Origin of the sequence: Salisediminibacterium beveridgei, assembly GCF_001721685.1 — a bacterium.
Classification (GTDB): domain Bacteria; phylum Bacillota; class Bacilli; order Bacillales; family Salisediminibacteriaceae; genus Salisediminibacterium; species Salisediminibacterium beveridgei.
The window spans coordinates 1,782,286-1,807,348 of sequence record NZ_CP012502.1; the positions used below are offsets into that span (position 1 = coordinate 1,782,286).

General features: G+C 41.4%; 25 protein-coding genes and 1 other RNA gene. 10 read left to right on the forward strand and 16 right to left on the reverse strand.

Going from position 1 to position 25,063, the window contains the following annotated elements; genetic code table 11:
- The first annotated feature begins 89 nt into the window (after positions 1–89).
- The gene (locus BBEV_RS08260; RefSeq protein WP_069365036.1) at positions 90–2,273 is read left to right on the forward strand and encodes a type IA DNA topoisomerase; all 2,184 of its coding nucleotides are present in this window, start codon (positions 90–92) and stop codon (positions 2,271–2,273) included.
- On the opposite strand, the gene BBEV_RS08265 is transcribed toward BBEV_RS08260, so the two are convergent.
- Positions 2,239–3,372, reverse strand: coding sequence for a metallophosphoesterase (locus BBEV_RS08265; protein WP_069365037.1), 1,134 nt, complete (start codon positions 3,370–3,372; stop codon positions 2,239–2,241). The two genes, BBEV_RS08260 and BBEV_RS08265, sit on opposite strands and share 35 nt — an antisense overlap.
- Positions 3,373–3,472: 100 nt before the next feature.
- On the opposite strand from BBEV_RS08265, the gene BBEV_RS08270 reads away from it, so the two are divergent.
- The 8 genes from BBEV_RS08270 to BBEV_RS08305 all read left to right on the forward strand — a co-directional run bounded on the left by BBEV_RS08270 (position 3,473) and on the right by BBEV_RS08305 (position 7,696).
- The gene (locus tag BBEV_RS08270; RefSeq protein ID WP_069365038.1) at positions 3,473–3,910 is read left to right on the forward strand and encodes an MOSC domain-containing protein; all 438 of its coding nucleotides are present in this window, start codon (positions 3,473–3,475) and stop codon (positions 3,908–3,910) included.
- A gap of 104 nt (positions 3,911–4,014) precedes the next feature.
- Positions 4,015–4,260 (forward strand): pepsin/retropepsin-like aspartic protease family protein, encoded by a 246-nt coding sequence (locus tag BBEV_RS08275; protein WP_157100946.1) that lies wholly within the window; start codon positions 4,015–4,017, stop codon positions 4,258–4,260.
- A 118-nt stretch (positions 4,261–4,378) separates the two neighbouring features.
- Complete coding sequence (locus tag BBEV_RS08280) at positions 4,379–4,582, forward strand: KOW motif-containing protein (protein ID WP_069365040.1); 204 nt, start codon at positions 4,379–4,381, stop codon at positions 4,580–4,582.
- 125 nt (positions 4,583–4,707) lie between these two features.
- The gene (locus BBEV_RS08285) at positions 4,708–5,202 is read left to right on the forward strand and encodes a flavodoxin domain-containing protein (RefSeq protein ID WP_069365041.1); all 495 of its coding nucleotides are present in this window, start codon (positions 4,708–4,710) and stop codon (positions 5,200–5,202) included.
- Positions 5,203–5,298: 96 nt separating this feature from the next.
- On the forward strand, positions 5,299–6,114 hold the full coding sequence (gene speD / locus BBEV_RS08290) for an adenosylmethionine decarboxylase (protein WP_069365042.1): 816 nt from the start codon (positions 5,299–5,301) through the stop codon (positions 6,112–6,114).
- A gap of 123 nt (positions 6,115–6,237) precedes the next feature.
- The gene (locus tag BBEV_RS08295) at positions 6,238–6,447 is read left to right on the forward strand and encodes a hypothetical protein (RefSeq protein WP_084007305.1); all 210 of its coding nucleotides are present in this window, start codon (positions 6,238–6,240) and stop codon (positions 6,445–6,447) included.
- Between the two features lie 28 nt (positions 6,448–6,475).
- On the forward strand, positions 6,476–7,213 hold the full coding sequence (locus BBEV_RS08300) for a Cof-type HAD-IIB family hydrolase (protein WP_069365043.1): 738 nt from the start codon (positions 6,476–6,478) through the stop codon (positions 7,211–7,213).
- A 75-nt stretch (positions 7,214–7,288) separates the two neighbouring features.
- On the forward strand, positions 7,289–7,696 hold the full coding sequence (locus BBEV_RS08305) for a DUF2203 domain-containing protein (RefSeq protein WP_069365044.1): 408 nt from the start codon (positions 7,289–7,291) through the stop codon (positions 7,694–7,696).
- A gap of 170 nt (positions 7,697–7,866) precedes the next feature.
- Here the strand turns inward: BBEV_RS08305 and parC are convergent, their stop codons facing one another.
- From parC to BBEV_RS08340, 7 genes are all read right to left on the reverse strand, one after another.
- Positions 7,867–10,311 (reverse strand): DNA topoisomerase IV subunit A, encoded by a 2,445-nt coding sequence (gene parC / locus BBEV_RS08310; RefSeq protein ID WP_069365045.1) that lies wholly within the window; start codon positions 10,309–10,311, stop codon positions 7,867–7,869.
- Positions 10,312–10,314: 3 nt separating this feature from the next.
- Positions 10,315–12,279 carry a DNA topoisomerase IV subunit B gene (parE, locus tag BBEV_RS08315; RefSeq protein WP_069366668.1) on the reverse strand — a complete coding sequence of 655 codons (1,965 nt, stop codon included), beginning with the start codon at positions 12,277–12,279 and terminating at the stop codon, positions 10,315–10,317.
- 161 nt (positions 12,280–12,440) lie between these two features.
- Positions 12,441–12,854 (reverse strand): CoA-binding protein, encoded by a 414-nt coding sequence (locus BBEV_RS08320; RefSeq protein WP_069365046.1) that lies wholly within the window; start codon positions 12,852–12,854, stop codon positions 12,441–12,443.
- A 13-nt stretch (positions 12,855–12,867) separates the two neighbouring features.
- Positions 12,868–13,293 carry a universal stress protein gene (locus tag BBEV_RS08325; protein ID WP_069365047.1) on the reverse strand — a complete coding sequence of 142 codons (426 nt, stop codon included), beginning with the start codon at positions 13,291–13,293 and terminating at the stop codon, positions 12,868–12,870.
- An 18-nt stretch (positions 13,294–13,311) separates the two neighbouring features.
- Positions 13,312–14,862, reverse strand: a complete 1,551-nt coding sequence (locus BBEV_RS08330) for an ABC transporter permease/substrate-binding protein (RefSeq protein WP_069365048.1) — start codon at positions 14,860–14,862, stop codon at positions 13,312–13,314.
- The gene (locus BBEV_RS08335) at positions 14,859–15,821 is read right to left on the reverse strand and encodes an ABC transporter ATP-binding protein (RefSeq protein ID WP_069365049.1); all 963 of its coding nucleotides are present in this window, start codon (positions 15,819–15,821) and stop codon (positions 14,859–14,861) included. Before BBEV_RS08335 ends, BBEV_RS08330 begins: the two co-directional genes overlap by 4 nt.
- Positions 15,822–15,835: 14 nt before the next feature.
- Entirely contained in the window at positions 15,836–17,362 is a 1,527-nt protein-coding gene (locus BBEV_RS08340) for a carboxypeptidase M32 (RefSeq protein WP_069365050.1), read from the reverse strand.
- 133 nt (positions 17,363–17,495) lie between these two features.
- Between BBEV_RS08340 and BBEV_RS08345 the strand changes: the two genes are divergently transcribed.
- Complete coding sequence (locus BBEV_RS08345; protein WP_084007306.1) at positions 17,496–17,816, forward strand: iron-sulfur cluster biosynthesis family protein; 321 nt, start codon at positions 17,496–17,498, stop codon at positions 17,814–17,816.
- Positions 17,817–17,872: 56 nt separating this feature from the next.
- Here BBEV_RS08345 and moaA read toward each other — a convergent pair whose 3' ends face one another.
- From moaA to BBEV_RS08385, 8 genes are all read right to left on the reverse strand, one after another.
- Positions 17,873–18,889 carry a GTP 3',8-cyclase MoaA gene (gene moaA / locus BBEV_RS08350; protein WP_069365051.1) on the reverse strand — a complete coding sequence of 339 codons (1,017 nt, stop codon included), beginning with the start codon at positions 18,887–18,889 and terminating at the stop codon, positions 17,873–17,875.
- A 130-nt stretch (positions 18,890–19,019) separates the two neighbouring features.
- A complete protein-coding gene (locus BBEV_RS08355) occupies positions 19,020–20,147 on the reverse strand; it encodes a THUMP domain-containing class I SAM-dependent RNA methyltransferase (RefSeq protein ID WP_069365052.1) in 1,128 nt (375 codons plus the stop codon).
- Between the two features lie 258 nt (positions 20,148–20,405).
- An RNA gene (gene rnpB / locus BBEV_RS08360) (RNase P RNA component class B) lies at positions 20,406–20,790 on the reverse strand.
- A 68-nt stretch (positions 20,791–20,858) separates the two neighbouring features.
- Complete coding sequence (locus BBEV_RS08365) at positions 20,859–21,248, reverse strand: RNase H family protein (RefSeq protein ID WP_069365053.1); 390 nt, start codon at positions 21,246–21,248, stop codon at positions 20,859–20,861.
- Between the two features lie 15 nt (positions 21,249–21,263).
- Positions 21,264–21,512 (reverse strand): cell division regulator GpsB, encoded by a 249-nt coding sequence (gene gpsB, locus BBEV_RS08370; RefSeq protein WP_407690226.1) that lies wholly within the window; start codon positions 21,510–21,512, stop codon positions 21,264–21,266.
- A 123-nt stretch (positions 21,513–21,635) separates the two neighbouring features.
- Positions 21,636–22,208 (reverse strand): SLOG family protein, encoded by a 573-nt coding sequence (locus tag BBEV_RS08375; RefSeq protein ID WP_069365055.1) that lies wholly within the window; start codon positions 22,206–22,208, stop codon positions 21,636–21,638.
- 203 nt (positions 22,209–22,411) lie between these two features.
- Positions 22,412–23,140, reverse strand: coding sequence for a 3'-5' exonuclease (locus BBEV_RS08380; RefSeq protein ID WP_069365056.1), 729 nt, complete (start codon positions 23,138–23,140; stop codon positions 22,412–22,414).
- A 3-nt stretch (positions 23,141–23,143) separates the two neighbouring features.
- Positions 23,144–25,060, reverse strand: a complete 1,917-nt coding sequence (locus BBEV_RS08385; protein ID WP_069365057.1) for a DUF294 nucleotidyltransferase-like domain-containing protein — start codon at positions 25,058–25,060, stop codon at positions 23,144–23,146.
- Positions 25,061–25,063: the final 3 nt, after the last annotated feature.

Sequence of the window (25,063 nt, forward strand, 5' to 3'; positions counted from 1 at the left end):
TGCTGAAATCAGGTGTGCTTTTTTGTCGGATATGCTACAATAAAACAAACGTTCCCTCAAACATACTTTCTTATCCAGGAGTGAATCCCATGAAACTGATCATCGCGGAAAAGCCCGATCAGGGCGCTAAACTTGCTGCACCGTTTCAACATACCAAACAAAAAGATCATATCCGCATCGAATCATGTCCACTGTTTCCTGAAGGCGCCGTTGTCGTTTGGGCTGTTGGACACTTATGTGAATTAGTTCCGCCTGAAACATATTCATCAGAATGGAAAAAATGGCATCTGGATACTTTGCCGATGATTCCAAAATCTTTTCAATTCCGAATTTCCAAAGGCAAAAATCAAGCTTATCAGACCATAAAACACTTTATTCATGATCAATCAGTAACAGAAATTGTGCATGCAGGTGATGCCGAACGCGAAGGAGAAGCGATCATCAGACTCATTCTTGATCAGGCGGGCAATCGAAAGCCTTTAAGCCGTTTATGGATTTCTTCTTTGACTAAGAACGCTGTCATCAAAGGGTTTGAACAACTCAAAGATGGAGATAAGACAAAGGACCTTTATGAGGAAGCGCTCTCGAGAACTTTTGCCGACTGGCTGGTTGGCATGAACGCTTCAAGGGCATATACACTGCAGTTGAAGGCTCACGGCATCAATGATGTTTATTCTATCGGCCGCGTTCAGACACCAACTCTCGCATTGATTGTTAAACGGGAAGCAGAGATTCTTGAATTTGTTTCCAAACCTTTTTGGGAAGTACATGCAGAATTTCAACACGCCAATGGCCGTTATTGGGCGGTTTGGCAGAAAGAAAACGACCCAAGAATCTTAAACGGAGTCATGGCTGAACGGATTCAATCTTTTTGTGAAGGGAAACCTGCAAGAATTGAAACAGTGACAGAAGAGAGTAAAAAAGTACATGCACCGGCATTTTATAATTTATCGGCTTTGCAGGCAATGATGAATAAACGAAGGAAATTTTCGCCTAAACACACATTGGATATCGCACAAAAGCTTTATGTGAAAGGTTACCTGTCTTATCCGAGAACAGATTCAAGATACATAACCACCCAAGAGGAAGAGCTTTTACCTGGAATTCTTGGAACGCTTTCTCAACAGGATCCCTTCAAACAGATTCTCCCAGCTCCCTTCCAAACGATCCAGAACAGGGCACGATTTGTAGATTCCACAAAAGTCAAAGATCACTATGCGATTATGCCAACAGAACAGATCCCCGACATGAAAAAGCTCAGTGAAGATGAACGTCTGATTTATCAAACCGTCGCAGAAAGCATCATTGCTGCATTTTATCCACCGTTGGAAATGAGCTACACGGAAATCAACACGATTGTAGATGAGCGCGCACACTTCACATCAAAAGGAAAGTCTGTGATTTCCAAAGGGTGGCGTAAAGTGATTCCTTTCCCGGAAAAAGACAAAGAGCAGGCTCTGTTACCTGTCTGCTCAAAAGGGGACCCTGTAAACGGTAAAGAATTCTTTGTCGAGGAGAGCAAAACAAAACCTCCGAAACGCTATACGGAGGGAGAATTGATCACATTAATGAAAACAGCGGGAAAACACATCGACGATAAAGAACTGATTCATGTGCTAAACCAGACACAGGGCCTGGGTACCGAAGCTACTCGAGCAAACATCATCAGCGTTCTTCAGAATCGTCAATACATCACGATTATTAAAAATACCGTTCAACCGACAGCAAAAGGGATGCTCCTGATCAAGGCATTGGGCTCCTCGATACTCGTTTCCCCGGAAATGACTGCGAAATGGGAAAAGCAATTGGATCTGATTGGAAGCGGCCAATACGATGCAGCCGTTTTTATGACTGCAATCTATAAAATGATTACAGATATTGTTTCAGAATCCCACCATCATGCTGAAACCTGGTCCTTCACTGAGCAAGAGCAAGCGGCTCTGCCTGTAAGACAGTCTAAATGGGACAAAAAGAAGCGCAGGAAGGCACCTGTCGGCAAGTGCCCCATTTGCGATGAGCAAGTGATCGATAAGGGGACCTTCTATGGGTGCAGTACTTATCAAACAAGCGGGTGCTCCTTTACATTGTCAAAAACCATTTTGACAAAGAAATTGTCATTATCGACCGTACAGAAAATGTTGAAGGATGGGGAATCTCCGCTTATCGAAGGTTTTAAAAGTAAAGGAAAAACATTCTCAGCATCATTGAGGTGGAATCAAACAGAAAATCGTTTCGCATTTACTTTTTCGCAAGCGACGAATATGACACGTTAATCAAGACCAGTTCTGCGCGCGAACCGATTCTGATGGGAGGACCCCAAAAACCGAATCCGGATGATACAATGCTGTGCATATTCCCGAATTGTCTGTATCCATAATCCAACGGGAAAATCTTGCGGGTGAACATCTGATTTGGCCAAATCTGTCCTTTATGTGTATGACCTGATACAGTTACGTCAACCGGATAGTCTGTCATCATACTCAATTCAGATGGCTGATGATCCATCATCAAGACAGGCAGGTTCGCATTGTTCAGAACACCTGTCATTAAGTCCTGGACGGATTTCCTGCGTTTATCCGTCCGGTCTTTACGACCAATTATTATCAAATCATTATCGAGCGTGACTTGATCATCGAGAAGCATCTTAATTCCGCTCTCCTCGAGGATCTTTACAATCTCATCACGCTTTCCGCCGTAGTATTCATGATTTCCAAGAACTCCGAACATCCCCATAGAAGGATTCAATTCTTTAAAATACCTGGATAGATCATGCTGTTTAAAGAACGCCGGATCATCATCTACAACATCACCTGCAAACAAGATAAGTTCTGGCTGTTCATTCATCAGCATATCTGTCAGTTTCTTAACAGACCGTGAACCTGCCAATGGACCAAAATGCGTATCCGTCACCAATGCAATTTTCAGTTCTTTTCTGTTTTGATCATGATAATCCAATTTAATCTGGTAGGACTTCGTTACAGGACTGTATGCCTGATAAATTCCAAGAAAGAGATAGAACATCAGCATTATGACCGCCACTGTTCCCGCAATCAGGACAGCATTTTGTCTTTCAAGAAATATTTCGCTGCTTACGAGCACAGTGATGTGGAGTGCAGGGAAGACAACGAGTGCAAACTGGATAAAACCGAACCACATGGCTCCAAAGGTTTTAAATATCCGAAGAGACTGCACCATCTGACCGACAGGAAATAAAAACCCGAACAAAGTAAATAGTATTATCAATGGGACAAAAAGATCCTTTGAACCTGTGGCTTGTAAATAGACATGCACAACATATGCAAAATAGACATGCAACACTACGTAAGTGATTAAAAAGGTTGAAATATAAAGTGAGATTTTAATTTTTTTCATAAGATGCCACTACCTTCCGGGAATTCCTTGTTATTCTCTTTGATCTATCTTAAGATGAATGAGAGTAAAAGTACAATAAAGTAACACAGGGGGAAGAACTATGACCGGTAGGGTGGAAGCGATATGGTTGAAGCGTATGAAACAAGGTCCCATGGATCCAGTGAATTCTGCAGAAGCCATTGCAAATCAGGGGCTGAAAGGAAATGCAAACCAAAGAGGTAAAAGACAAGTGACTATTTTGGAAGCAGAAAACTGGGAATATGCCACTGGACAATTAAATGCAGAGCTCCCCCCATCGAAAAGAAGAGCTAATATTCTGGTCCGGGGTATCTCTTTAAAAGAACGCAGACAATCTATTCTTATGATCGGTAACGTCCGAATTCAGATCTATGGAGAAACCAAACCTTGTGAGCAGATGGAAGCTGCTCAATCGGGCCTCAAAGAAGCATTAAACACAGAGTGGCGCGGCGGTGCATATGGCGTTGTGTTAAATGATGGCCGGATTAATCAAGGTGATACAGTTTCATTTGAAACGTAATAAAAAAGGAGCGGATAAAATTGAAACCAGTTTTCCATGATAATCACACACTTTTTACCGAAGCCAGGTTGCATGTGAATGATGACATTTTTATAGCTGACCGAATGATCATTGACACTTGTGCACCGTTTACAAAGCTGTCCTTAAAAAAAGGCAGGGAAATGGGACTGACCGAAGGTGTGACTGAAATGACAATCCATTCGTTCAGTGTCGGACCATTAAAAGTGAGTGAGTTTACAGTACAATTTGAAGATATTGAAGCAGATGGCATCATAGGATTGGATTTCCTGAAAAAAACCGGCGCAAAAATTAACCTCGACGCCATGACGATTTCCAGTTCAAGGACTTAAATCACATTACTAAGCATTAAAATCTTTTTTTCTTGACTTCAACCGTCTTTAGCGTTTACTATTTCCTTTGAATATGAATATGCCAATAGAATGAATTGCCATCAAAGGAGGACCTGTAATGTCTGACCAATCGCAAGAAAAAGAACAGCCAATTCTGAATTCTGGAGACGCAGTTGAAATTACCGCAGGTGACTACAAAGGGAAAACAGCCAAGGTGATTTCCTCGTACACGAATTCTATTTCCGTGGAACTTGATGAAAAAGAGCCCGACGGTTCACATCCAAGAACAGTTTTAAAACATTCGGAATACAACTTAATTTAATGGATTGCCCCGTCGTTCAATTGCCGGGGCAATCCATTTGTCGTGAAATGGACACAATTTCCTTTTCGAATCAGGGTATCATAACTGTATAATGCGATGACTACCTATTTGAGAGGGATGATCATATGAGGAATCTGATTGTTTATTGCAGCACACATGGAACAGTTAAAAAGATTGCTGAATACATTCGAGACACTATCCCTGAAACAGAAATCATTGATTTAGAACATCAGAGGGCCCGAGATATCGAAGAGTATGATTCGATCATTATCGGGGCTTCTGTGCATATGGGCCTGTTGAACCGACATATCAGACAATTTGTAAGTCGAAATGAAACATTACTTCTCGAGAAAAAACTTGGGATCATATTGTGCTGCATGCATGAAGATATGCAGGCTCAACTTCAGTTCGAAAACAGTTTTCCCGAAACACTCCGGAGTCATGCAACGGCGACTGCAATGCCTGGAGGGGAGCTGCAGTTTTCCAAAATGAATTACCTGCAACGAATGATTGTAAAAAAAGTAACAGGTACCGATCAGGATCAGTTCACCCTCGATCATCAGATCATAGAATCATTCATTCAAAAAATGAAAGATCCTGCTGCGCAGAATTCCGACTAAAAAAAATTTTATTCTTTTTATTAATTATGTCATAATGGTATCTATAACAGCGAAATTTTGCGGCTGAAAATTTACAAACGAGTGGGGTATGCGACTGTGAGTTTAACACCGGAACAACGAATTCAATTGCATGAATTTAATAATTTGACAAAATCTTTGAGTTTCAATATGTACGATGTTTGTTACACGAAAACAAAAGAAGAGCGCAAACGCTATATGAAATACATCGATAAACACTATAGCGCAGACCGGCTGACCAAGATACTAAAAGACGTCGCTGAAATGATCGGGGCGCATGTACTGAACATCGCAAAACAGGACTACGAGCCACAAGGAGCCAGTGTCACCATGCTGGTATCTGAGGGGCCAGTTGATGGTGCTCCTGAATCTGCATTTGAAGAAAGCCCGGGACCGATACCACAAACGACATTGATGCACCTTGATAAAAGTCATATCACTGTTCATACGTATCCTGAATACAATCCAGTTGAAGATATCAGCACATTCAGAGCTGATATCGATGTATCGACCTGTGGAGAAATATCACCTTTGAAAGCCTTGAATTACCTGATCCATTCGTTCGACACAGATGTCATGACGATGGATTACCGGGTGCGTGGCTTTACCCGGGATGTAAATGGAGTGAAATATTTCATTGATCATGATATCAATTCCATTCAAAATTATATTCCTAAAGAAATTAAAGATCAATTTCATATGTTTGATGTCAACATTTATCAGGAAAACATCTTTCATACGAAATGTAAGTTAAAGGAGTTCGAGATCGATAACTACTTGTTTGGCTATGAAGAGAGTGATTTAACAAAAGTTCAACAAAAATTGATTACTCAGAAAATCCAACACGAAATGAATGAAATTTATTATGGGAAAAATATGATTCGGGAAACGTAATGATCCAAAAGCTGCCTTATCGGCAGCTTTTTGTTTTCAAAAACTGTTTTACAGTTTACACTGTAGTTAACTACTTTTCAGTTTCGAAATACGTAATGGTAACAGGAAGGAGGATGAAACGACATGGCAAGTGGCCAGATGATATATTACCTTATACCTGCAGCAATTATTTGTATTATTGCTTTGATTCTGACCGTCAAAATTGGGATTGATCCGGATGACAAAGATTATGATCGAAAAACAAAAAGCCATTTTACCAATATGTCGATAATTTATTTTGTGACATTTGTTCCTGCTCTCATTTTAACAGTAATTTACTTTATTTATGGATAGATTGTGATGTAAAGGAGATCAACCAGTTATGACAAATGACATTCAGCTTGTAGCACTTGATATTGACGGAACATTGATCAAAGAAGATATGACCATTCACCCTGAGCATCATGAAGCCATTCAAAAGCTCACACAAAATGGCATTGCAGTTGTGCTGAGCACAGGAAGGTCGCTGCCTTCCTGCAAACGCTATGCAGAGGAGTTGAATCTGAAGGATTTGATAATCACCGGAAATGGCAGTGAGGTATGGCGATTGCCGGATCGGGTCCTTCATCGTGTACCATTAAACCCAGACAGAGTGGAAACCATGTGGGCTTTACGAAAAAAATACGATACCTTTCATTGGGCAGCAACGACGGAAGCCATGTGGAAATCTGAGATGCCCGACAGGATCCATAATCATACCTGGTTAAAATTCGGTTTTGATACGAAAGATGACTTCGCGCGCGAAGCAATCGTGAAAACATTGAGTGAGTTTGATGATCTTGAAATCACCAATTCCAGCTTAACGAATATTGAGGTGAATGCAAAAGGTGTTAATAAAGCGAATGCTCTGAAGATTGTCAGTGAAAAACTAGGCATCCCTTTATCCAACATGATGGCAATGGGAGACAGTCTGAATGATGTGTCTATGATTGAAGCATGTGGCACTGGTGTTGCTATGGGAAACGCTCAGGAAGTGACAAAGAAAGCAGCTGATTATATCACGTTAACTAATGAAGAAGCCGGAATTGCTCATGCTTTAAGACATTTCAAGCTGATCTGAATATTTCCTGAGAGCAGATCGCTTTCGTTAACGCTTGTGATTTGTCATAATAGGCAAATAGGAGGTGGGTCTGGTATGACTGAAAAGAAATATTTTACGTTAGAAGAAGCGAATCAACTCATTCCTGTTCTCGAAAAGGAAATGGATGCATTACGAAATTTAAATCATGAATTTCAGACAAAAGTAAATCAATTAAATAAATCAGGATCAGCCAAATCTGCACAATCAAATCTGGATGATCAGTCCCAGGAAGTTTTCATTGCTGAATCAAAACTTGAATTCATTGAAATTCAAGCTCGACTGCATGTTCAAAATATTGAACAGCACGGCTGTCTGCTAAAAGATGTTGAGGTTGGACTTGTTGATTTTCCGGCACTGATAGACGGAGAAGAAATTCTATTATGTTGGAAATATGGCGAGAAAGAAATTGCTCATTATCATGGCGCCGACGATGGCTACAAGGGGAGAAAACCACTGGAGTAATCCAGTGGTTTTCTCATCAATAATCTAGTTTACATAATATAAATTATAGGAACTAATAATACGATATAAATTGTTGTCTCAAATTTTTAAGTATTCTAGGATATTGAGACAATACTAAAACAGACGGTCGTTATTTAATGATAATAACGACCGTCTGTTTTATGATCTGCCTATGCTTCGTGTGTGTTGCCAGACTCTTTCTTCACCAACCATACATCCTGAACTTCACCTTCAGATTGTGCATCAAATATAAATGATCCATTCGTATACCGGTCACTCAATCTGAATGATTTCGGGTTTAATTCATACGTCGTCAGTGATGTTGATTCAAGCCATAGTATATCATTCCCCACGATACTCAGAAGTTTGACTACTTCATGCGGCGATTTTTTTAATTCTTTCAACATAATCAATCCGCGTTTTGCACGACTTGCTTTTTCAAATGATTTCAATGACATCCGTTTAACAGCGCCTCTTTGTGTAACTAACATGAGATCTGGTTTGGCGTCCTTTGGAAATAAACTCATCGATACCATTTCATCTCCAGGTTTCAAATTCATACCTTTTACGCCTGCTGTACGCTGACCAGTTACACTGACTTCCTCTTCATCAAACCACAATCCATAACCTTTTTTAGAGGCAAGGAACACCTCCTCTTCCCCCGTTGTTAAGTAAACATTTAACAGTTCATCCTGAGGTTTCAGTTTTAGAGCAGTTAATGCTTTTGAGCGGCGTTGGGCATAGTATTCCTTTAGTGTAGTACGTTTGATCATCCCGGCTTTCGTAGCAAACAATAGCCATCTGTCTTCCCTGAATTCCTGAATAGGGATTACATTGACGATCGGATCATCCTGATCCATTGCTACGAGGTTAGCCACATGCTGTCCCGTGTCTTTCCACTTCGTTTCAGGGAGTTCATGAACTGGAAGAAGCAGATACGAACCGCTTCGTGTGAATATTAAAATGGTATCGGTTGTATTGATCTCGAGATTATGAGTCAGGCGATCCGTCTCTTTCATCGTAGGCACTTCACCATTCGATGCAGTGTATGATCGAACACTCGAACGTTTCACATAGCCATCTTTCGTGATGGATACCCGAACATCTTCCGATGGAACGACAACCTCAAGATTGATCTTAAGATCTTCTACTTCGTCTTCTATCACGGTTTTTCTTTCGTTATGATAGGTTTTTTTAATGTATCGCAGTTCTTTTTTTATTTCTTTCAGAAGATTTTTTTCATCAGACAGAATCAATTCCAGTTTTTGTATCAAATCGCGCAGTTCCTTCGCTTCCTTTTCCAAGGTTGTGATATCTGTATTTGTTAATCGGTATAATTGTAAATTAACGATCGCTTCTGACTGCGCTTCTGTAAATTGATAAGCAGATTCAAGGCGACTCTTTGCATCTTTTTTATCATTTGAAGCACGGATCGTAGCAATGACTTCATCGAGTATCGAAATCGCCTTAATTAAACCCTCAACAATATGTGCCCGGTCCTTGGCTTTGTTCAAATCAAAATTGGTCCGTCTTGTCATCACTTCTTTCTGATGAGTTATATAGGCTTGCAGCATTTGTTTCAAACCCATCAGTTTTGGTGTTTTATTATGAATGGCCACCATATTGAAATGATAGGACACTTGAAGATCTGTATTCTTATACAAGAAGTGCAGGATGCCAAGTGAATCTGCATCTTTCTTCAGTTCAATGACGATACTCATTCCAGTGCGGTCTGTATCATCGCGAACTTCAGCAATGCCATCAACTTTTTTGTCAATACGCAGTTCATCCATTTTTTTCACAAGATTTGCTTTGTTAATTTCGTATGGTATTTCAGTAATTACAATCTGTTCTTTATTCCCGCGAATCGATTGTACTTCCGCTTTTCCTCGAAGTACAACTTTTCCTTTTCCGGTCTCGTATGCCCTTTGAAGACCCTCAGCGCCCTGAATAACACCACCGGTTGGAAAATCCGGACCCTGAATAAAGCGCAGCAAGTCTTTCACTTCGCAATCAGGGTGATCCATTTGATGAATGGCTGCATCAATGACTTCTCCCAGGTGGTGCGGTGGAATATCAGTAGCATACCCACTTGAGATCCCCGTAGAGCCGTTTACCAGGAGATTCGGATAACTGCCAGGCAGCACAACCGGCTCTTCGATTGAATCATCGAAATTCGGCATGAAATCCACAGTGCTCTTTTCTATATCTTTGAGCATTTCAGAAGCGATTTTAGAAAGGCGCGCCTCTGTATATCGCATCGCAGCTGGAGGGTCACCATCCACAGAACCATTATTCCCATGCATTTGTACAAGTTGGTGCCTCATCTTCCAGTCCTGACTTTGCCGGATCATTGCTTCGTATACGGAAGAATCACCATGAGGATGATAATTACCGATAACATTACCTACGGTTTTAGCCGACTTACGGAAGGGTTTGTCGTTTGTGTTTTTATCCATATGCATGGCATACAAGATCCGCCTTTGTACCGGTTTAAGGCCATCACGTGCATCGGGAAGCGCTCGATCCTGTATAATATATTTACTGTATCGCCCAAATCTGTCTCCCAGTACATCTTCCAAAGGGAGATCCAGATAGCGTTCCTTTTGTTCCAATGTTTAGTCCTCCTCGCTGATGAGCAAATGATCATTATCCAGAATATTTGTATCCTCATTCAAGCCAAATGCCACATTCCGCTCAATCCATTTTCTTCTCGGTTCCACTTTGTCACCCATCAGTGTCGATACGCGCCGCTCTGCTCGCGCCACGTCTTCGATCGTCACACGCACCAGCGTTCGTGAATCGGGATCCATGGTAGTTTCCCATAGCTGAGTAGCATCCATTTCACCGAGACCCTTGTAGCGCTGAAGAATATATCCTTTGCCGACTTTATCCATCGCCCCTTGAAGACCATCTTCATCCCAGGCATATTCCACAACTTCTTTCTTTCCGGATCCCCGACTTACTTTATAAAGAGGTGGTAAAGCGATATAAACCTTGCCAGATTCAATCAACGGACGCATGTATCGATAGAAAAATGTAAGGATTAAGACTTGAATATGTGCGCCGTCAGTATCCGCATCGGTCATAATGACCACTTTGTCATAATTGATATTATTTACATCAAAATCCGGTCCCACATCTCCACCGATTGCGTAGATAATGGTTCGAATCTCTTCGTTTTTCATGATATCAGCCAGTTTGGCTTTTTCTGTATTGATCACTTTACCCCTCAGCGGGAGTACGGCCTGGAATTTTCTATCGCGGCCCTGTTTTGCTGAACCACCGGCTGAATCACCCTCTACAAGATAGAGTTCATTTTTATTTGGGTTTCTTGATTGAGCAGGCGTTAATTTACCACTGAGCATGGCATCTTTGCGTTTATTTTTCTTACCGTTCCTTGCATCCTCGCGCGCTTTTCGAGCTGCTTCTCTTGCCTGAGATGCTTTGACAGCTTTTTTAATCAGCATATGACTGATTTCAGGATTTTCCTCAAGGAAGTAGGCCAATTTTGCGCTGATGACCTGATCGACTGCCTGACGAGCTTCTGCAGTACCGAGTTTTGATTTTGTCTGTCCCTCGAATTGAAGCTTTTCCTCAGGAACACGAACACTGATTATACCGGTAAACCCTTCCCGGATATCCGTTCCGTCCAGGTTTTTGTCCTTTTCTTTTAATAATGTCAGCTTTCGTGCATGCTCATTGACTATTCGTGTGATGGCTGCCTTCGCACCAAGTTCATGTGTGCCTCCATCTTTGGTTCGAACATTGTTTACGAAAGATAATATATTTTCGGTAAATCCATCATTGTATTGAAAAGCGACGTCCGCTTCAATTTCATCATGAATACCTTCGAATTGAATCACCGGATGAAGGGTATCTTTCTCTTCGTTTAAATAGTCAACAAATGCCTCCAAACCAGTATTAAACTGGAACAGATCCTCGTATTTTTCTTCGCCCCGTTCATCAATCAGTTTAATCTTAACACCACGTATCAGAAATGCGGCTTCCCGTAGTCGTTCTGACAATGTGTCGTAATTAAATTGAATCTGTCCAAAGATCTTCGGATCCGGTTTAAATCGAATCGTCGTTCCGGACCGTTTCGTTTTCCCAATGGTTTCAAGCGTTGTCGCTGGCTTTCCGCCACTTTCAAAACGTTGATGGTAGATTGATCCTTCCCGATAAATGGTGACTTCGAGCCATTCAGACAGAGCATTAACCACCGATGCACCAACACCATGAAGTCCCCCACTGGTTTTGTACCCACCTTGCCCGAATTTTCCACCAGCATGCAGAACAGTCAGTATCACTTCAGGTGTTGGTTTGCCAGAGCGATGCATCCCGGTTGGAAAACCGCGGCCTGAATCCTGAATACTGATCGTTTGATCCTGATGAATAGTAACGGTAATTTCATTACCAAACCCTGCAAGAATTTCATCAACGGAATTATCGACAATCTCAAACACCAGATGATGAAGGCCGCGATGATCTGTGCTTCCGATATACATACCCGGCCGCTTACGAACCGCATCTAGTCCCTCGAGTACTTGTATGGCGTCATCATTGTAATTAAAATCATTCATGTTACTCAATGGATTGATCCCCTTTCAACACTTACGTTCAAAACACATACCTATCCATTAAAATAGCCTTAGTGTGTCGCGTTTGTCAACAGACAAAACATTTGTTCTAATTCTTAAAATTGGAAAGCAGCTGCAATTACTGCAGCTGCTCGTTTATCATATCACACATTCAAGAGAGTTGCGTAGTCGACTTTGATACAGCGATCCATAATGACGGTTTTACCTGCGTTCTCAAGCTCGTCTTTGACGTTTTCGTCATATACACCTAATTGAGACCAGAACACCGGTGCATGAAAGTCCAGAACATCGTGGGCGAGTTCTGATAAATAATCACTTCGACGGAACACATTTATAATATCCACCTTTTCCTTTATTTCGGATATCGAATCAACAGCATGTACTCCAAAGACCTCGTCTACCCTTGGATTAACAGGAATTACATGGTATCCTGCGTTCACAAGAAATTCTGCAACCTGATAACTCGTCCGGTTCGGTTTATCACTCAGTCCCACAACTGCAATTGTATGAGCTTCTTCAAGGATCGTTTTAATTTCATCCATTTTCGGGTTTTGCATCTATACTCCTCCTTTACTCTTTCACGATCATGACCGGGCATTTCGCCCTTTTAGCCACTTTGTGACTCACACTGCCAAGCACCATCTGTTGAAACGTGTTCAACCCCCGGCTCCCAATCAGAATCAGATCTGCATTCATATCCAGTGATTCCCCTACAAGAGCAGGTCCTGGATCACCAAAAATGTGACGAACATCAAAATTAACACCGGAGTCTTTCAGAATGTTTTTAACATTTTCAATCTGAGCTTTGCGGTGTTCGGGGATATCTCTCGGTTGAAATTCCGCATCCATCACATCACTTCTCGAGGGCAGTTCATCCACGACATGGACGACTGTAATTTTAGATTCCGGATTGGCTTTAGCAAGATAAATGGCTTTTTCCGCTGCTTTAAGTGAATATTCCGAGCCATCTGCTGCAAGCATTATACGATTGAACATCAGCATTTCCTCCTCTGGTTATTGTTGTAAAAGACCTTCTGATTCTAGAAATTCTCTTGCTACATCTTCAGCATTCCGATCATCTTCATCGACTTGATAATTCATCTCCAGCATTTCTTCTTCGGTGACCAGTCCGCCCAATTGATTCAAAATATCCTCGATTTCAGGATAGGCAATCAGGACATCTTCCCTGAAAAGAGGGGCTCCATTAAACGGAGGAAACACATTCTTATCATCTTCGAGTGAGACCAGTGAATATCGAATCATATATGAATCAGTTGAATAGGCATCAATCACTTGCACCTCATCTGCCTCAACGGCATCTCCGCGAAGTCCAGGGTCCATTCCCTGAACATTCCCCAGATCAAGATCATAGGCTTCCTGAATACCCGGGTATCCGTCAGCACGGTCCATAAATTCAAAAGTGAAACCTGCTGTGACGTCGTCTTGAACAGCTCTTAAATCACCAATGGTCTCAAGATTATTATCTTCTGCAAAATCTTCTCTTACAGCAATAGCATAGGTGTTCTGAAAATCCATCGGTTCCAGGAAAACCATTCCGAACTCATCGTACATGCCGTCTCTTGCCTGTTCGAAAGCCGGTCCTTCTTCATTACTGATTGGCTCCTCATTGAGAAGATTGACGATCGCCGTTCCTGTGAACTCAAAATAACCATCGATATCTCCTGCACGCAGTGCCTCGAAAGTGAAACTCGTTGTTCCGAAGCCATCCTCCACCACGACTTTATAGTCCGTGTCCTGCTCAATGAGAATCTTGTACATATTCAGAATAATTTCAGGCTCTGCCCCCATTTTACCGGCAATAATGATTTCTTCCTGTGCATCATTGAATTGTAGAGCACGGAATACGGTCGGAGACGACACAATAACGATCGCCACCCCGACAACGATTGCAATTGGCGCAATACTTGTACCTAATGACCTCTTCTCAGTAAAGCGTAACACAGCATCGAGAATAAGTGCCAATAAGGCTGCCGGTATGGCTCCAAGCAGAATGTAGTAATTGTTGCTTCGATTAATTCCAAGCATGATTAAATCCCCAAGCCCACCGGCACCGATCAGTGCTGCCAGTGTTGCTGTACCGACAATTAATACCATTGCCGTCCGGATCCCCGCCATGATCGTCGGCATTGCAAGTGGGAGCTGTACTTTATAAAGCTGTTGAAAAGTGGTCATACCCATTCCCCGGGAAGCTTCCATCAAGGATGGGTCAATACCTTTAATGCCTGTATAGGTATTTCTGAGAATCGGCATCAGTGCATAGGCTGTCAGGGCGACAATCGCAGGAAACGTGCCTATTCCTATGAAGGGAATTAAAAAGCCTAAGAGTGCGAGACTTGGAATCGTCTGCAGCACTGCTGTCAATCCAATCACCGGCTCTGCACCTTTGCGGTAATAGCTCAGAATGACAGCCAAAGGAACAGCGATGAAAACGGAAATCAAGAGTGCAATGAGTGACATATGAATATGTTCCCACAATGCACCAAGGAGAAGGTCAGACCGGTTCGAAGCAAGCTGGAAAAACGTCTGTATACTCAGAAGATTCATGGGCGATCTCCCCCTTTGGAACCGACCTTATGCATATCATATAAATACTTCAAGATCATTTGAGGAGTCATTACGAATTTTCTTCCGTTATTTTCAATAAATAGAGACACAGAATCTTGTTGCATTTTTTCAAATGCCATACCCACTGAGAGTTCAGCGGAAGCTTCTAGAGCATCATCGTCATCCACTTCTGAAAAATAGCGCGTCAGATCTTTTAAAGGCATAAGCCAAGGATCCCTTCTGTCGCCGAGAAAGTCCTGAACAAACTTATTAACAGGTCTATGAATTAACTGTTCTGGCGTATCTACTTGAACCGTGGCGCCGTCATTCATCAGAGCAACACGCTCACCCAAAGCCAATGCTTCGTCCATATCGTGAGTGACAAACACAATTGTTTTTTGGATCTCTCTTTGAAGCTGTTGAATATCTTTTTGCAACTGCTCGCGACTGATCGGATCCAAAGCGCTGAATGGTTCATCCATTAACAGAATGTCAGGATCTCCCGCCAGGGCGCGAATCACGCCAACACGCTGTTGCTGACCTCCTGAGAGCTCCTTAGGCATCCTTTTTTTATAGATACTTGGATCTAGTCCCACCATCTGCATTAACTCATCGACCCGTTTACCGATTTTTTCTTCGGGCCATTTTTTCAGATCAGGTACAATCCGGATGTTCTCCTCAATCGTCATATGCGGGAAAAGGGCAATTTGCTGTAACACGTACCCGATTCTTCCCCTTAATTCCTTCAAGGACATGTCATGAATACTCACACCATCCAGGTAAATGCTTCCTTCAGTTGGATCGATCAAGCGGTTAATCATTTTCAACGCGGTCGTTTTACCGCTGCCACTGGGCCCGATCATGACGAAAAATTCACCTTTTTCAATGAAAATACTCAAATCATTGACTGCTTTTGTTCCATCCGGGAATGATTTGGATATTCCTTTAAACTCAATCATCCTGACCCCTCATTTCATACTGTCGTGAGTTGGTATACACGTCGGTATTTATCTTTTAAATAGTTAATCAGATGATCGGGATTTACGCCTTCACCCGTTACATCTGAAAGGATTTCCAAAGGTTCTTTCATTTTACCGAACTGATGTATGTTTTTAGTCATCCATTCTTTAACCGGTAGCAGATTCCCTTCAGTGATTAATGCATCGTAATCCGGAAGATCTTTCAGCATGGCAGTTTTCAGTTGAGCGGCGTAAACATAACCGAGTGCATAGGAAGGAAAATAACCAAACATACCGCCAGCCCAATGGACATCTTGCAAAACCCCTTCGCCATTGTGGGTAGGTCGAACGCCTACGATTTCTTCCATCTTATCGTTCCAAGCTTTTGGTAAATCTTTCACTTCCAACTCTCCATTAATTAAAGCTTTTTCAAGTTCGTAGCGGACGATGATATGCAAACAATACGTTAATTCATCTGCCTCGATTCGAATCAGCGATGGGCCTGCGACATTAATAGCCCGGAAATATTCCTCCAAGGGCACATCATCAAACTGGTCTCCGGATACGTGTTTTAAGTCATCATAAAAACGAGTCCAGAATCCTTTGTGACGACCTACAAAATTCTCCCAGAACAACGACTGACTTTCGTGGATGCCCATGGACGTACCTGTTGAAAGTGGTGTTCCAATTAATGAGCTGGATATATTTTGTTCGTACAAGGCATGACCACCTTCATGAATCGTTCCAAATACCGCGGTTCTGAAATCAGATTCGTCATACTTGGTTGTCACTCTGACGTCTCCCGGATTCAGTCCGATACAAAAAGGATGAACGGTTGTATCCAGTCGGCCCGCATCAAAATCGTATTGCATTTCTTTCAGAATGGTTTTACTGAATTCCTCTTGCTTTTCTTTAGGGAAATGACGAAAAAGAAAATCTGTTTTTGGATCATTCCCGGATTCTACAATTGCTTTTACAAAAGGAACAAGTTCACTTTTTAATTTTCCAAAGACTTCATCGATCACTTCTACTGTCAATCCAGGTTCAAAATCATCTAATAAAGCGTTATATTTATTCCCCTCATACCCAACCCAATCGACGTATTTGCGGTTATAGTCCACAATCTTCTCGAGATATGGCTGAAAGGATTCAAAGTCCCTTTTTTCCTTTGCTTCTTCCCATGCGACTTCTGCATTCGATGTCAAAATGACATAATTCTTCTGCTCATCTGCTGGTACATTAGCTACTTTATTGTACTTTTTTTCGCATTCAAGAACCGATTTTTTCGTGACATCATTCAGTTCTCCCCAATGAGCATCCGATTTAAGTTCATCAATCATCCTTTTCATCTTTTCAGAAGTGGCCATGGCAAATACTTCTGATGATAATGTTCCCAATACCTCAGACCTTTGTTCAGCGCCTTTTTTCGGAGCACCCGTTCTGAGGTCCCAAGCTATGAGGCCGGCTGCCTCCTTGTAATCATTCATTTTTTTTACGTATTGAAGAAATTCCGTTTTAACAACTTCTGTTTGATTTGTCATGTATCATTAACTCCTTTCACATATTACCTGCCTTTACAATCATACCTTTTTTCCAATATAAAATCATCCGAGAACTATTATAAATGTGATAAAATGAATATATAAGAAGTTGATAGATAAGGAGTATAAAAATATGATGAATTTTATTGTGTCTGACGATGCCATTGCTTTTTATAAACATGAAATGCGTTTGGTAGATGGAGACGAATTGCACCTTTTTGTACGTGTTGGTGGGGTAGGATCGGGTGGATTTTCAGTCGGTCTGGCCCGGGGGAAACCGGAACTCGAAGCCGAAGTCATCGAGAAAGATGGTATTCTGTTCTATGTCACTGCCGAAGACGCTTGGTATTTCGATGGAATGACAATCGATTACAATGCAGACTTTGATGCTGTCACATACGATAATCCAACCATTATAAATACAACAAACCCAAACCAGTCGAAGGATTACTAGCCGGAAAAAAGCCTGTGGAGTTTCTCCACAGGCTTTACAGGCTTTAAATGTTTTAATTATCCGCCGATACTCGACATTTCAATTTTTTTAATCGCTTTTTGATCCGTATGTTTTAATCTCTCTTCAGAATAACGATCATCACGACGGGCCCATAAATCGTTGATGAAAGCAGCAATCTCTTGATCTGTTGCACCTGAACGGATCACGTCTCTCACATCATGTCCCTCACCTGAGAAAAGACAGGTAACAAATTTCCCGTCTGCAGATAACCTGATTCGAGAACAGTCACTGCAAAAGGCGTCTGTCACAGAAGAAATGATACCGATCTCATTTCGGTTATCTTTAAAAACAAAACGGTCGGCTACTTCCCCGGTATAATTAGGGTCTTTGGGTTCAATAGGAAATTTCCCGTTAATCATATGGAACATTTCTTTCTTACTCACAACATGATCGAGTTTCCAGCCATTTGTGTTCCCAACATCCATGAATTCAATAAAACGAAGAATCACGTTCGTATCTTTAAAGTATTCAACCATCGGCAAAATATCATCTTCATTCATGCCACGTTTCACAACCATATTCATCTTTACGCCAAGTCCTGCATCTTCCGCAGCACGTACTCCATCCAATACGGCCTGAACACCAATATCACGCCCATTTATCTGACGAAATTTCTCGTCATTTAGCGAATCCAGACTGATCGTCACCCGATCGAGACCTGCTTGTTTTAAATCTTTTGCGTGCTTTGGCAATAAAGAACCGTTTGTTGTCATGGCAATATCATCAACGTCTTCAATCTCATTCAATAAATGAATGAGCTTATGCACCTGATGGCGCATCAAAGGCTCTCCCCCGGTGATTCGAAGCTTTCGAATACCGGCTTCTTTTACCATGATACTAGAAAGTCTTGTCAGCTCTTCAAACGAAAGAATCTCTTCTTTCGGAAGGAATTTAAAATATCTATCAAAGATTTCCGGTGGCATACAATAACTGCAACGGAAATTACAACGGTCCGTTACGGATATGCGCAGGTCCCGAAGCGGCCTGCCAAGTCGGTCTGTCATTTGCGGCATAATGTTTTCGCCCCCTTATAACTCCATTATACGACCGCAATGATTAATGAAACAAGTCTTTTAATTAAGTTTCACGAATAAGTAACATAAAGAAAGTGTTAATTTTCAAAACATTCAGTTAAGTGGTACTTTATCGTCGTTTTCCAAAGAACTGATAGTAGTTTGTTTTGATCGTCCCGTTGTAAAGTTTCCGTTTTTTCGTTGCTTTCGCACCGTATAATAACTCGAATTTTGGATGGCTGGAAATCATATAGACACTCCAGGTTTCATAAGGTCGTAAAGTGTTACCCAGATCACGGTAGATTTGTTCAACCTGCTTCATTTCATTCATCCGTTCACCATACGGGGGATTTGATACGACGACACCAAAATCTTTCTGAGGTTTAAAATCCGTTGCACGCATTTGCTTAAATGTAACAAGATCACCAAGACCGGCTTCCAGTGCATTATGCTTAGCCAGTTCTGTCATTTTTGGATCGAGATCTGTCCCGATAATATCAAGTGGCTGGTCGTATCTGGCAAGATCTTCTGCTTCTTCGAGTGTCCGCTCCTGAATGGCAGGATCAAACCACTTCCAATTTTCGAAAGCGAATGAACGATGTGTCCCTGGCGCGATATTCTGTCCGATTAATGCAGCTTCAATCGGTAATGTTCCACTTCCTGCAAATACATCGGCAAACGGTCGATCTGGATGCCAGTTAGTCAATTGGATCATAGCTGCTGCAAGAGTTTCCTTTAACGGTGCAACGTTATGAAGATATCGGTACCCCCTTTTATGAAGAGCCTGTCCACTTGTATCAATTGTGATACTGACTTGATCTTTTAATATAGCTACTTCAATCTTCACTTCAGGACCTGTTTCATCAAACCAGTCAACACGGTGTCTTTCCTTCATTTTTTCCACGATCGCTTTTTTAACAATTTTTTGACAGTCAGGAACACTGTACAATTTGGATTTTATAGATTTGCCCGTCACTGGAAACGTGTCTGTGCGTTGAATAAATTGATCCCACGGTAATTGCTTTGTCTCTTCAAACAATTCTTCAAAACTAGTGGCATTAAATGTACCAACCAGTATTTTAATCCGGTCCGCAGTTCTAAGCCACATATTGGCGCGGGAAACTGCAGATGCATCTCCTTTGAAGATGACTCTGCCATTCTCTACTGTGGTATCTGTATATCCCAGATCTTTTACTTCTTTAGCTACAATAGCTTCAAGTCCCATCGCTGCTGTTGCGATAATGGTATAGGGTCCCATTATGTTACACATCCTTTATTTAAATTGACGTTTCAGGAATCTCTCTGAAAAGTAAAGAAAACTCGGCTTCTCGACAAGCGAGTGACGAAAGACTTCGTTACATGTATACTTCATTCCTGCAGTATACTTAAACATTCCTTTGAAGTAAAAGAAAACCGGAGGACAGTGTCATAAAAGCGCTGCCTCCGATCCGTCAGTCATCCTATTCAAACCAAAATGTTCAAACCAAAATGGAATTTATAAAAGACACCGTTTTTGTTCTGTAAGCCATGTTCTGTTCTCCAGGAGACCAAACGGTGAGCTCTCCTGAATCGATAACCATCTGTCTACAGAACAATAATGCTCTGTCCTTTGCCTCGTTGAATTTCTCAGCAAAGATGCCCCTACCTAGTTTGGGTTTCTCGCTCGTGGGGTTTACCGCGTTCCACTCTGGATGTTTCCATCCAGACTCCGTCACTGTGGCACTTTCAAGGTACATAAAACCTTATCCAAAGACTTAGGTTTTATCACCTGCCGTCAGCTGAACAAGGTTCAACTGCCCTGGCTTATGACTTCGCCAGGCACGAACACTACAGTCGTCTCAGACTGTGCGAGCATGGACTTTCCTCTATACATCATAAATGTACAGCGGTTATCCGAACAAAAACGGGTGTCTTTTATAACCAAAAATTAGTTTAACACAATTATGATTCAGGTTGCAATTGAATGTTTTCAGGAATTTTCACGAATAGCTTTACGTGCCAGTTGGTCTGCTTCTTTGTTTTCTTTTGATGGAATCCATTTAAAAAAGCAATAATCAAATGCCTGAACTAATTCAACGATTTCTTCAAGTAATTGTTTATAGACTGTCTGTTTAACATAGTTTTTCTCTACCGCATCTACCAGCAATTTTGAATCCGAACGGATAGAAACAATGGTTTCTCCTTGATCACTGACACGTTTAAGAGCGATGATACACGCATGAAACTCGGCCTCATGATTCGTCATGATGCCAAGGGGTACACTGATACGTTCTAAATGAGACGCTTTTTTCAAAAATATGCCTGCCCCTGCCAGTCCAGGATTACCTTTACTTGCACCATCTGTATAGACCTCAATCATCATTCTTGCCTGGGATCAATCGTAGAGTTTGCTGCCAAACACATGCTTTTCGAGATTGGATAGTCTTCTTAAAATATCGTAATTGGTGTTTCCTTGTGAAGGAGGTGCAGGCTGTTGTCGTGAAGTCTCCTGTAATTTTGCAGTTTGATCTTTCGCTGCATCCAATTCTGATTCAAGAGATTGGATGTGACTTTCAAAGGCTTCATAATCCTTAATGATCTCGTCGAGGAATTGATCCACTTCATCCTGATTATATCCTCGCATGCTGGATTTAAATTCCTTCTCATATATCTCATTCTTAGAAAGTTTGGAAATTTGCTGTTTTACCACATTAGTCCACCTCTTTCGTTATCTTATAGTATATTCTTGCAAAGTAACAGGGGGTTGTCAATTCCAGTTTTGTTCGTCCAATTCTTCACGAATCAAGTCTTCGATATCATCCGGTGTCAGGTAGTCGATTGGATAGTCAACAGAAGGGTGGTTATTTTTGTGAAGTTGAACGGCTTCAATAAAATATTTTGGAGATCCTTCAGTGGACTCATCATACAATACCATTGCACATGCTGTTTTCGATACAATAAAATCATTCTTCTGCCTGAGTTGAGATGGGTGTTCATAATGCCGTTTTGTAATGAAATCTTTATGATCCGCCTGCTGCCAGACTGATTCATACAGAACTTTGACCGGTTCGGGAAATTTGCTCTCCTGTTCAATAAAAGGGGCAAGTACCGCTAATTTAATATCTGGATAGCGTTCTTTTAAAGAAATCACCGCTTCAGCAGCCCAAAGCTCCACACCTGCCTGACCGGATACCACGACCCATTCATAATCCCATTCTTCCTTGAGCTGAATCAATTTCTTTCGAATGGCTTTCTTCAAATAAGGGAGTTGTTCATGTTTTTCATTGAATACTCCAATTTCATGCGGTTTATAGCCTGTCACCGTTAACACCTGATACATAATGCACCTCCAGCTCTGCCTGTAAAAGACGAATCCGTAAACCGGATTCGTCTCTTCTTTACTGCATAAAAACAAATGTGGATGCAATCACGATAAAAAATAAACCTACTACCATTTTAATCATTTTTTCTTTCACTCCTGCATAAATAACGAATCGATTCTGCTAAATCATAATGAATGCACTCATAAAAAGCAAGAGAATTTTACATTTTACCAAACTTTTTTAAATCCCCCCATGTTGTTAGATCTTGTTCATGCAAGATATCCAATAAATTATCAAAAACCTTTGCCGTCATGTAAGCGTCCGCAAGTGCATGATGACGACTGCTTGTCTCAATCTCAAATTGCTTGATTAAATCATCCAAAGAATTCCGTTGATCAGGGAACAGTGATTTTGCCAACTGAAATTGATCAATTGCCAACGGGTGATAAGATTTGAGTCGCCATTTCTCTGTCATCATTTGAAGGAATTGCACATCAAAACTTGCAGGATGGGCAACCAGCACAGTCCCTTCAGTAAACGACATAAATTTTGAGAACCCCTCCGGAAAAGCGAGACCGCCTTTCACTTCATGATGTGTGAGTCCTGTCAATTTGCTGACAAAGTCACTCATCGGTTTTACAGGTTCAATAATTTCATAAAACTGTTCAGGAAAACCTATCCGGTTTCGATTAAATTTCGTTGCCCCTATGGCAAGAATCTCATCACCAAGATTACAAAAAAAGCCTGTTGTTTCAAGGTCAAAAACGGTAAATGTAATGTTATCGAGAGGTTCATCATCGTACAGTGTAAGATTACGGAATTCTTTTAACTGCTTGTTCACCTGACTCATATAATCCCAGTGTTTCCAAGACCATCGCTGACGATTGGCATGAAATTTATGAAAATCGTAGCCGAAGTATTTAATGATCTGCCAAGATGATACTTTCATACTTTATATCCCCCGGTTCTTCGCGAAGCTCAGTTCCGTCATTTGCTGCATTCGTTTCGCTACAATAAGCGCATCTTTGATAGGCTTTCGTTCATCCTTATCCATGTGCAAAAAAGGTATTTTATTGGATAATGGCTCGTCATCTCTGAGTTGACGAATATTTAAGCGCAGCCTTGCATCCAGAAGATAATCCATTGCCATCATCGCATTTTTAGCATCCCTGGGATGGAGAACTTCCAAGCGTTTCAGTTCCTGCAAGCGCTCAGTCGTATTGACTGATTCCACACCATAACGGATGGCAAAAATCCGAATGCCGTTCACAATTTGCATCAGTGCGGATTTTTTCAAATCCAGTTCCTTGCTTTTGCCACGAAGCGAAACGCGTCCTAATGGATTAATCGGAACCCGGAATCGAATCGTATCTTTCATAAGAAATGCATGAAGGGGTTTGTTTTTTTGAATGGCTGGTGTGATTTCTTCGCGAAGATTTTCTGCTAAAGTGAAATCCCCATAAACGGCCCTGTAATCAATAAAAATAGTAAAATCCCTGATCTCTTCGGCATCAGCTTCCTTCAGCCAGCGATGAACTTCCTCTACCCATTCACTGTAATCCCTGCACCACTTCCGTTCTCTCGCCATAATTCCACCTGTACATTCAGGAAAGCCGGCATCTGCAAGAATCTGGTTGATCTTTGCAGCGAAGAAATGAAAGAATTCCTCAACTTCACGGTGGTTAGCCAAATGACGATAATCTTCCAGTATCAATCCGTTATCTTGATCAGAACTGAAGGCTTGTTCCCTTCTTCCTTGACTGCCCATGACGATAAAACAAAAATTCACTGGAGGTGCTCCCTTTCCTTCATCTTCCATTTCTTTGAGGGCAAATTCAACAGCTTTGCGATGAATGTGGTCATTATAACTCGAGATCAGCTCACAGACTTCTCTCGGATATGTTCGTTCATTTAATAATAGTTCTGTAAATTCCAGAAAATCTTTATTTTGTGCAGGTCCGAGGCGAATCAATGAATCTCTGCTTTCAGCCTTGTGCAGTTGATGGGACATATAGAGGTATTTCGATTCTTCAAGATACAGGAAAGTTTCAGGTCTTGTAACGCCAACCAGCTCCATACCGTTTAAAACCGGCACCAGATCAATGGCATCCTCCTTGAAATACGACAACACTTCATAACTGAATGCCTGCTCTTGAACGGTAACCGCATCCTTATTCATCCACTCGGCCACTTGATCCATTTCCTGTCCCGAAAGTAGTGATGCCATCACATCTTTCATATGAAGTACACCTCTGAAGCTCCCAACTGTACCCAACACCGTGACGCTTGTAATATCATTATGCATCATCATTTTCCCTGCTTCCAACATACTTGCATGTTCAGGGACGGAGGATGGCTTAGCCATGATATCACGGATTCTGGTACGAAATAATGGAACATTTTCTCTTTCAATAGTAACTCTTTCCTGACGGATTTCATCGTACAACGATTTCATACGCTCGCCAATGCCAGTCAGAATAACATCCGCAAATACTTTATTTTCACTAAGTAATTCGAGCATTGCTTTTTTAGGTAAAACAACAGTCTCGCAGTCTTCAAGTGCCTGCACAGAAAAATTCATCTGACCTTCTGCGAGCAAAATCATCAGCCCGATAATTTCACCTGGATAGTAAAATCTCACAGAAATCTGCTGCCCATTATCCTTATGGAGCATATTTTTAGCTAACCCTTTTAACAGGAAATAAATCTCTGGATCTTCATCTTCTTCATGAAATAAAAACTGATTTTTTTTGAAAGATTTCCGCTTGGCTTTGACCATAAGTAAATCGAACTGCTCCTGGGTCAACTGATCAAATGGAAAAGTAGTCCGAATAACATGGGTGAAAGACTTTTGGGTTTTTGTCTTCATTGA

Coding starts and splice junctions, on each gene's coding strand:
- BBEV_RS08260 (WP_069365036.1), top strand. CDS start 90: ATGAAACTGATCATCGCGGAAAAGCCCGATCAGGGCGCTAAACTTGCT.
- BBEV_RS08265 (WP_069365037.1), bottom strand. CDS start 3,372: ATGAAAAAAATTAAAATCTCACTTTATATTTCAACCTTTTTAATCACT.
- BBEV_RS08270 (WP_069365038.1), top strand. CDS start 3,473: ATGACCGGTAGGGTGGAAGCGATATGGTTGAAGCGTATGAAACAAGGT.
- BBEV_RS08275 (WP_157100946.1), top strand. CDS start 4,015: ATGATCATTGACACTTGTGCACCGTTTACAAAGCTGTCCTTAAAAAAA.
- BBEV_RS08280 (WP_069365040.1), top strand. CDS start 4,379: ATGTCTGACCAATCGCAAGAAAAAGAACAGCCAATTCTGAATTCTGGA.
- BBEV_RS08285 (WP_069365041.1), top strand. CDS start 4,708: ATGAGGAATCTGATTGTTTATTGCAGCACACATGGAACAGTTAAAAAG.
- BBEV_RS08295 (WP_084007305.1), top strand. CDS start 6,238: ATGGCAAGTGGCCAGATGATATATTACCTTATACCTGCAGCAATTATT.
- BBEV_RS08300 (WP_069365043.1), top strand. CDS start 6,476: ATGACAAATGACATTCAGCTTGTAGCACTTGATATTGACGGAACATTG.
- BBEV_RS08305 (WP_069365044.1), top strand. CDS start 7,289: ATGACTGAAAAGAAATATTTTACGTTAGAAGAAGCGAATCAACTCATT.
- parE (WP_069366668.1), bottom strand. CDS start 12,279: ATGAATGATTTTAATTACAATGATGACGCCATACAAGTACTCGAGGGA.
- BBEV_RS08320 (WP_069365046.1), bottom strand. CDS start 12,854: ATGCAAAACCCGAAAATGGATGAAATTAAAACGATCCTTGAAGAAGCT.
- BBEV_RS08325 (WP_069365047.1), bottom strand. CDS start 13,293: ATGTTCAATCGTATAATGCTTGCAGCAGATGGCTCGGAATATTCACTT.
- BBEV_RS08330 (WP_069365048.1), bottom strand. CDS start 14,862: ATGAATCTTCTGAGTATACAGACGTTTTTCCAGCTTGCTTCGAACCGG.
- BBEV_RS08335 (WP_069365049.1), bottom strand. CDS start 15,821: ATGATTGAGTTTAAAGGAATATCCAAATCATTCCCGGATGGAACAAAA.
- BBEV_RS08340 (WP_069365050.1), bottom strand. CDS start 17,362: ATGACAAATCAAACAGAAGTTGTTAAAACGGAATTTCTTCAATACGTA.
- BBEV_RS08345 (WP_084007306.1), top strand. CDS start 17,496: ATGATGAATTTTATTGTGTCTGACGATGCCATTGCTTTTTATAAACAT.
- moaA (WP_069365051.1), bottom strand. CDS start 18,889: ATGCCGCAAATGACAGACCGACTTGGCAGGCCGCTTCGGGACCTGCGC.
- BBEV_RS08355 (WP_069365052.1), bottom strand. CDS start 20,147: ATGGGACCCTATACCATTATCGCAACAGCAGCGATGGGACTTGAAGCT.
- BBEV_RS08365 (WP_069365053.1), bottom strand. CDS start 21,248: ATGATTGAGGTCTATACAGATGGTGCAAGTAAAGGTAATCCTGGACTG.
- gpsB (WP_407690226.1), bottom strand. CDS start 21,512: ATGCGAGGATATAATCAGGATGAAGTGGATCAATTCCTCGACGAGATC.
- BBEV_RS08375 (WP_069365055.1), bottom strand. CDS start 22,208: ATGTATCAGGTGTTAACGGTGACAGGCTATAAACCGCATGAAATTGGA.
- BBEV_RS08380 (WP_069365056.1), bottom strand. CDS start 23,140: ATGAAAGTATCATCTTGGCAGATCATTAAATACTTCGGCTACGATTTT.
- BBEV_RS08385 (WP_069365057.1), bottom strand. CDS start 25,060: ATGAAGACAAAAACCCAAAAGTCTTTCACCCATGTTATTCGGACTACT.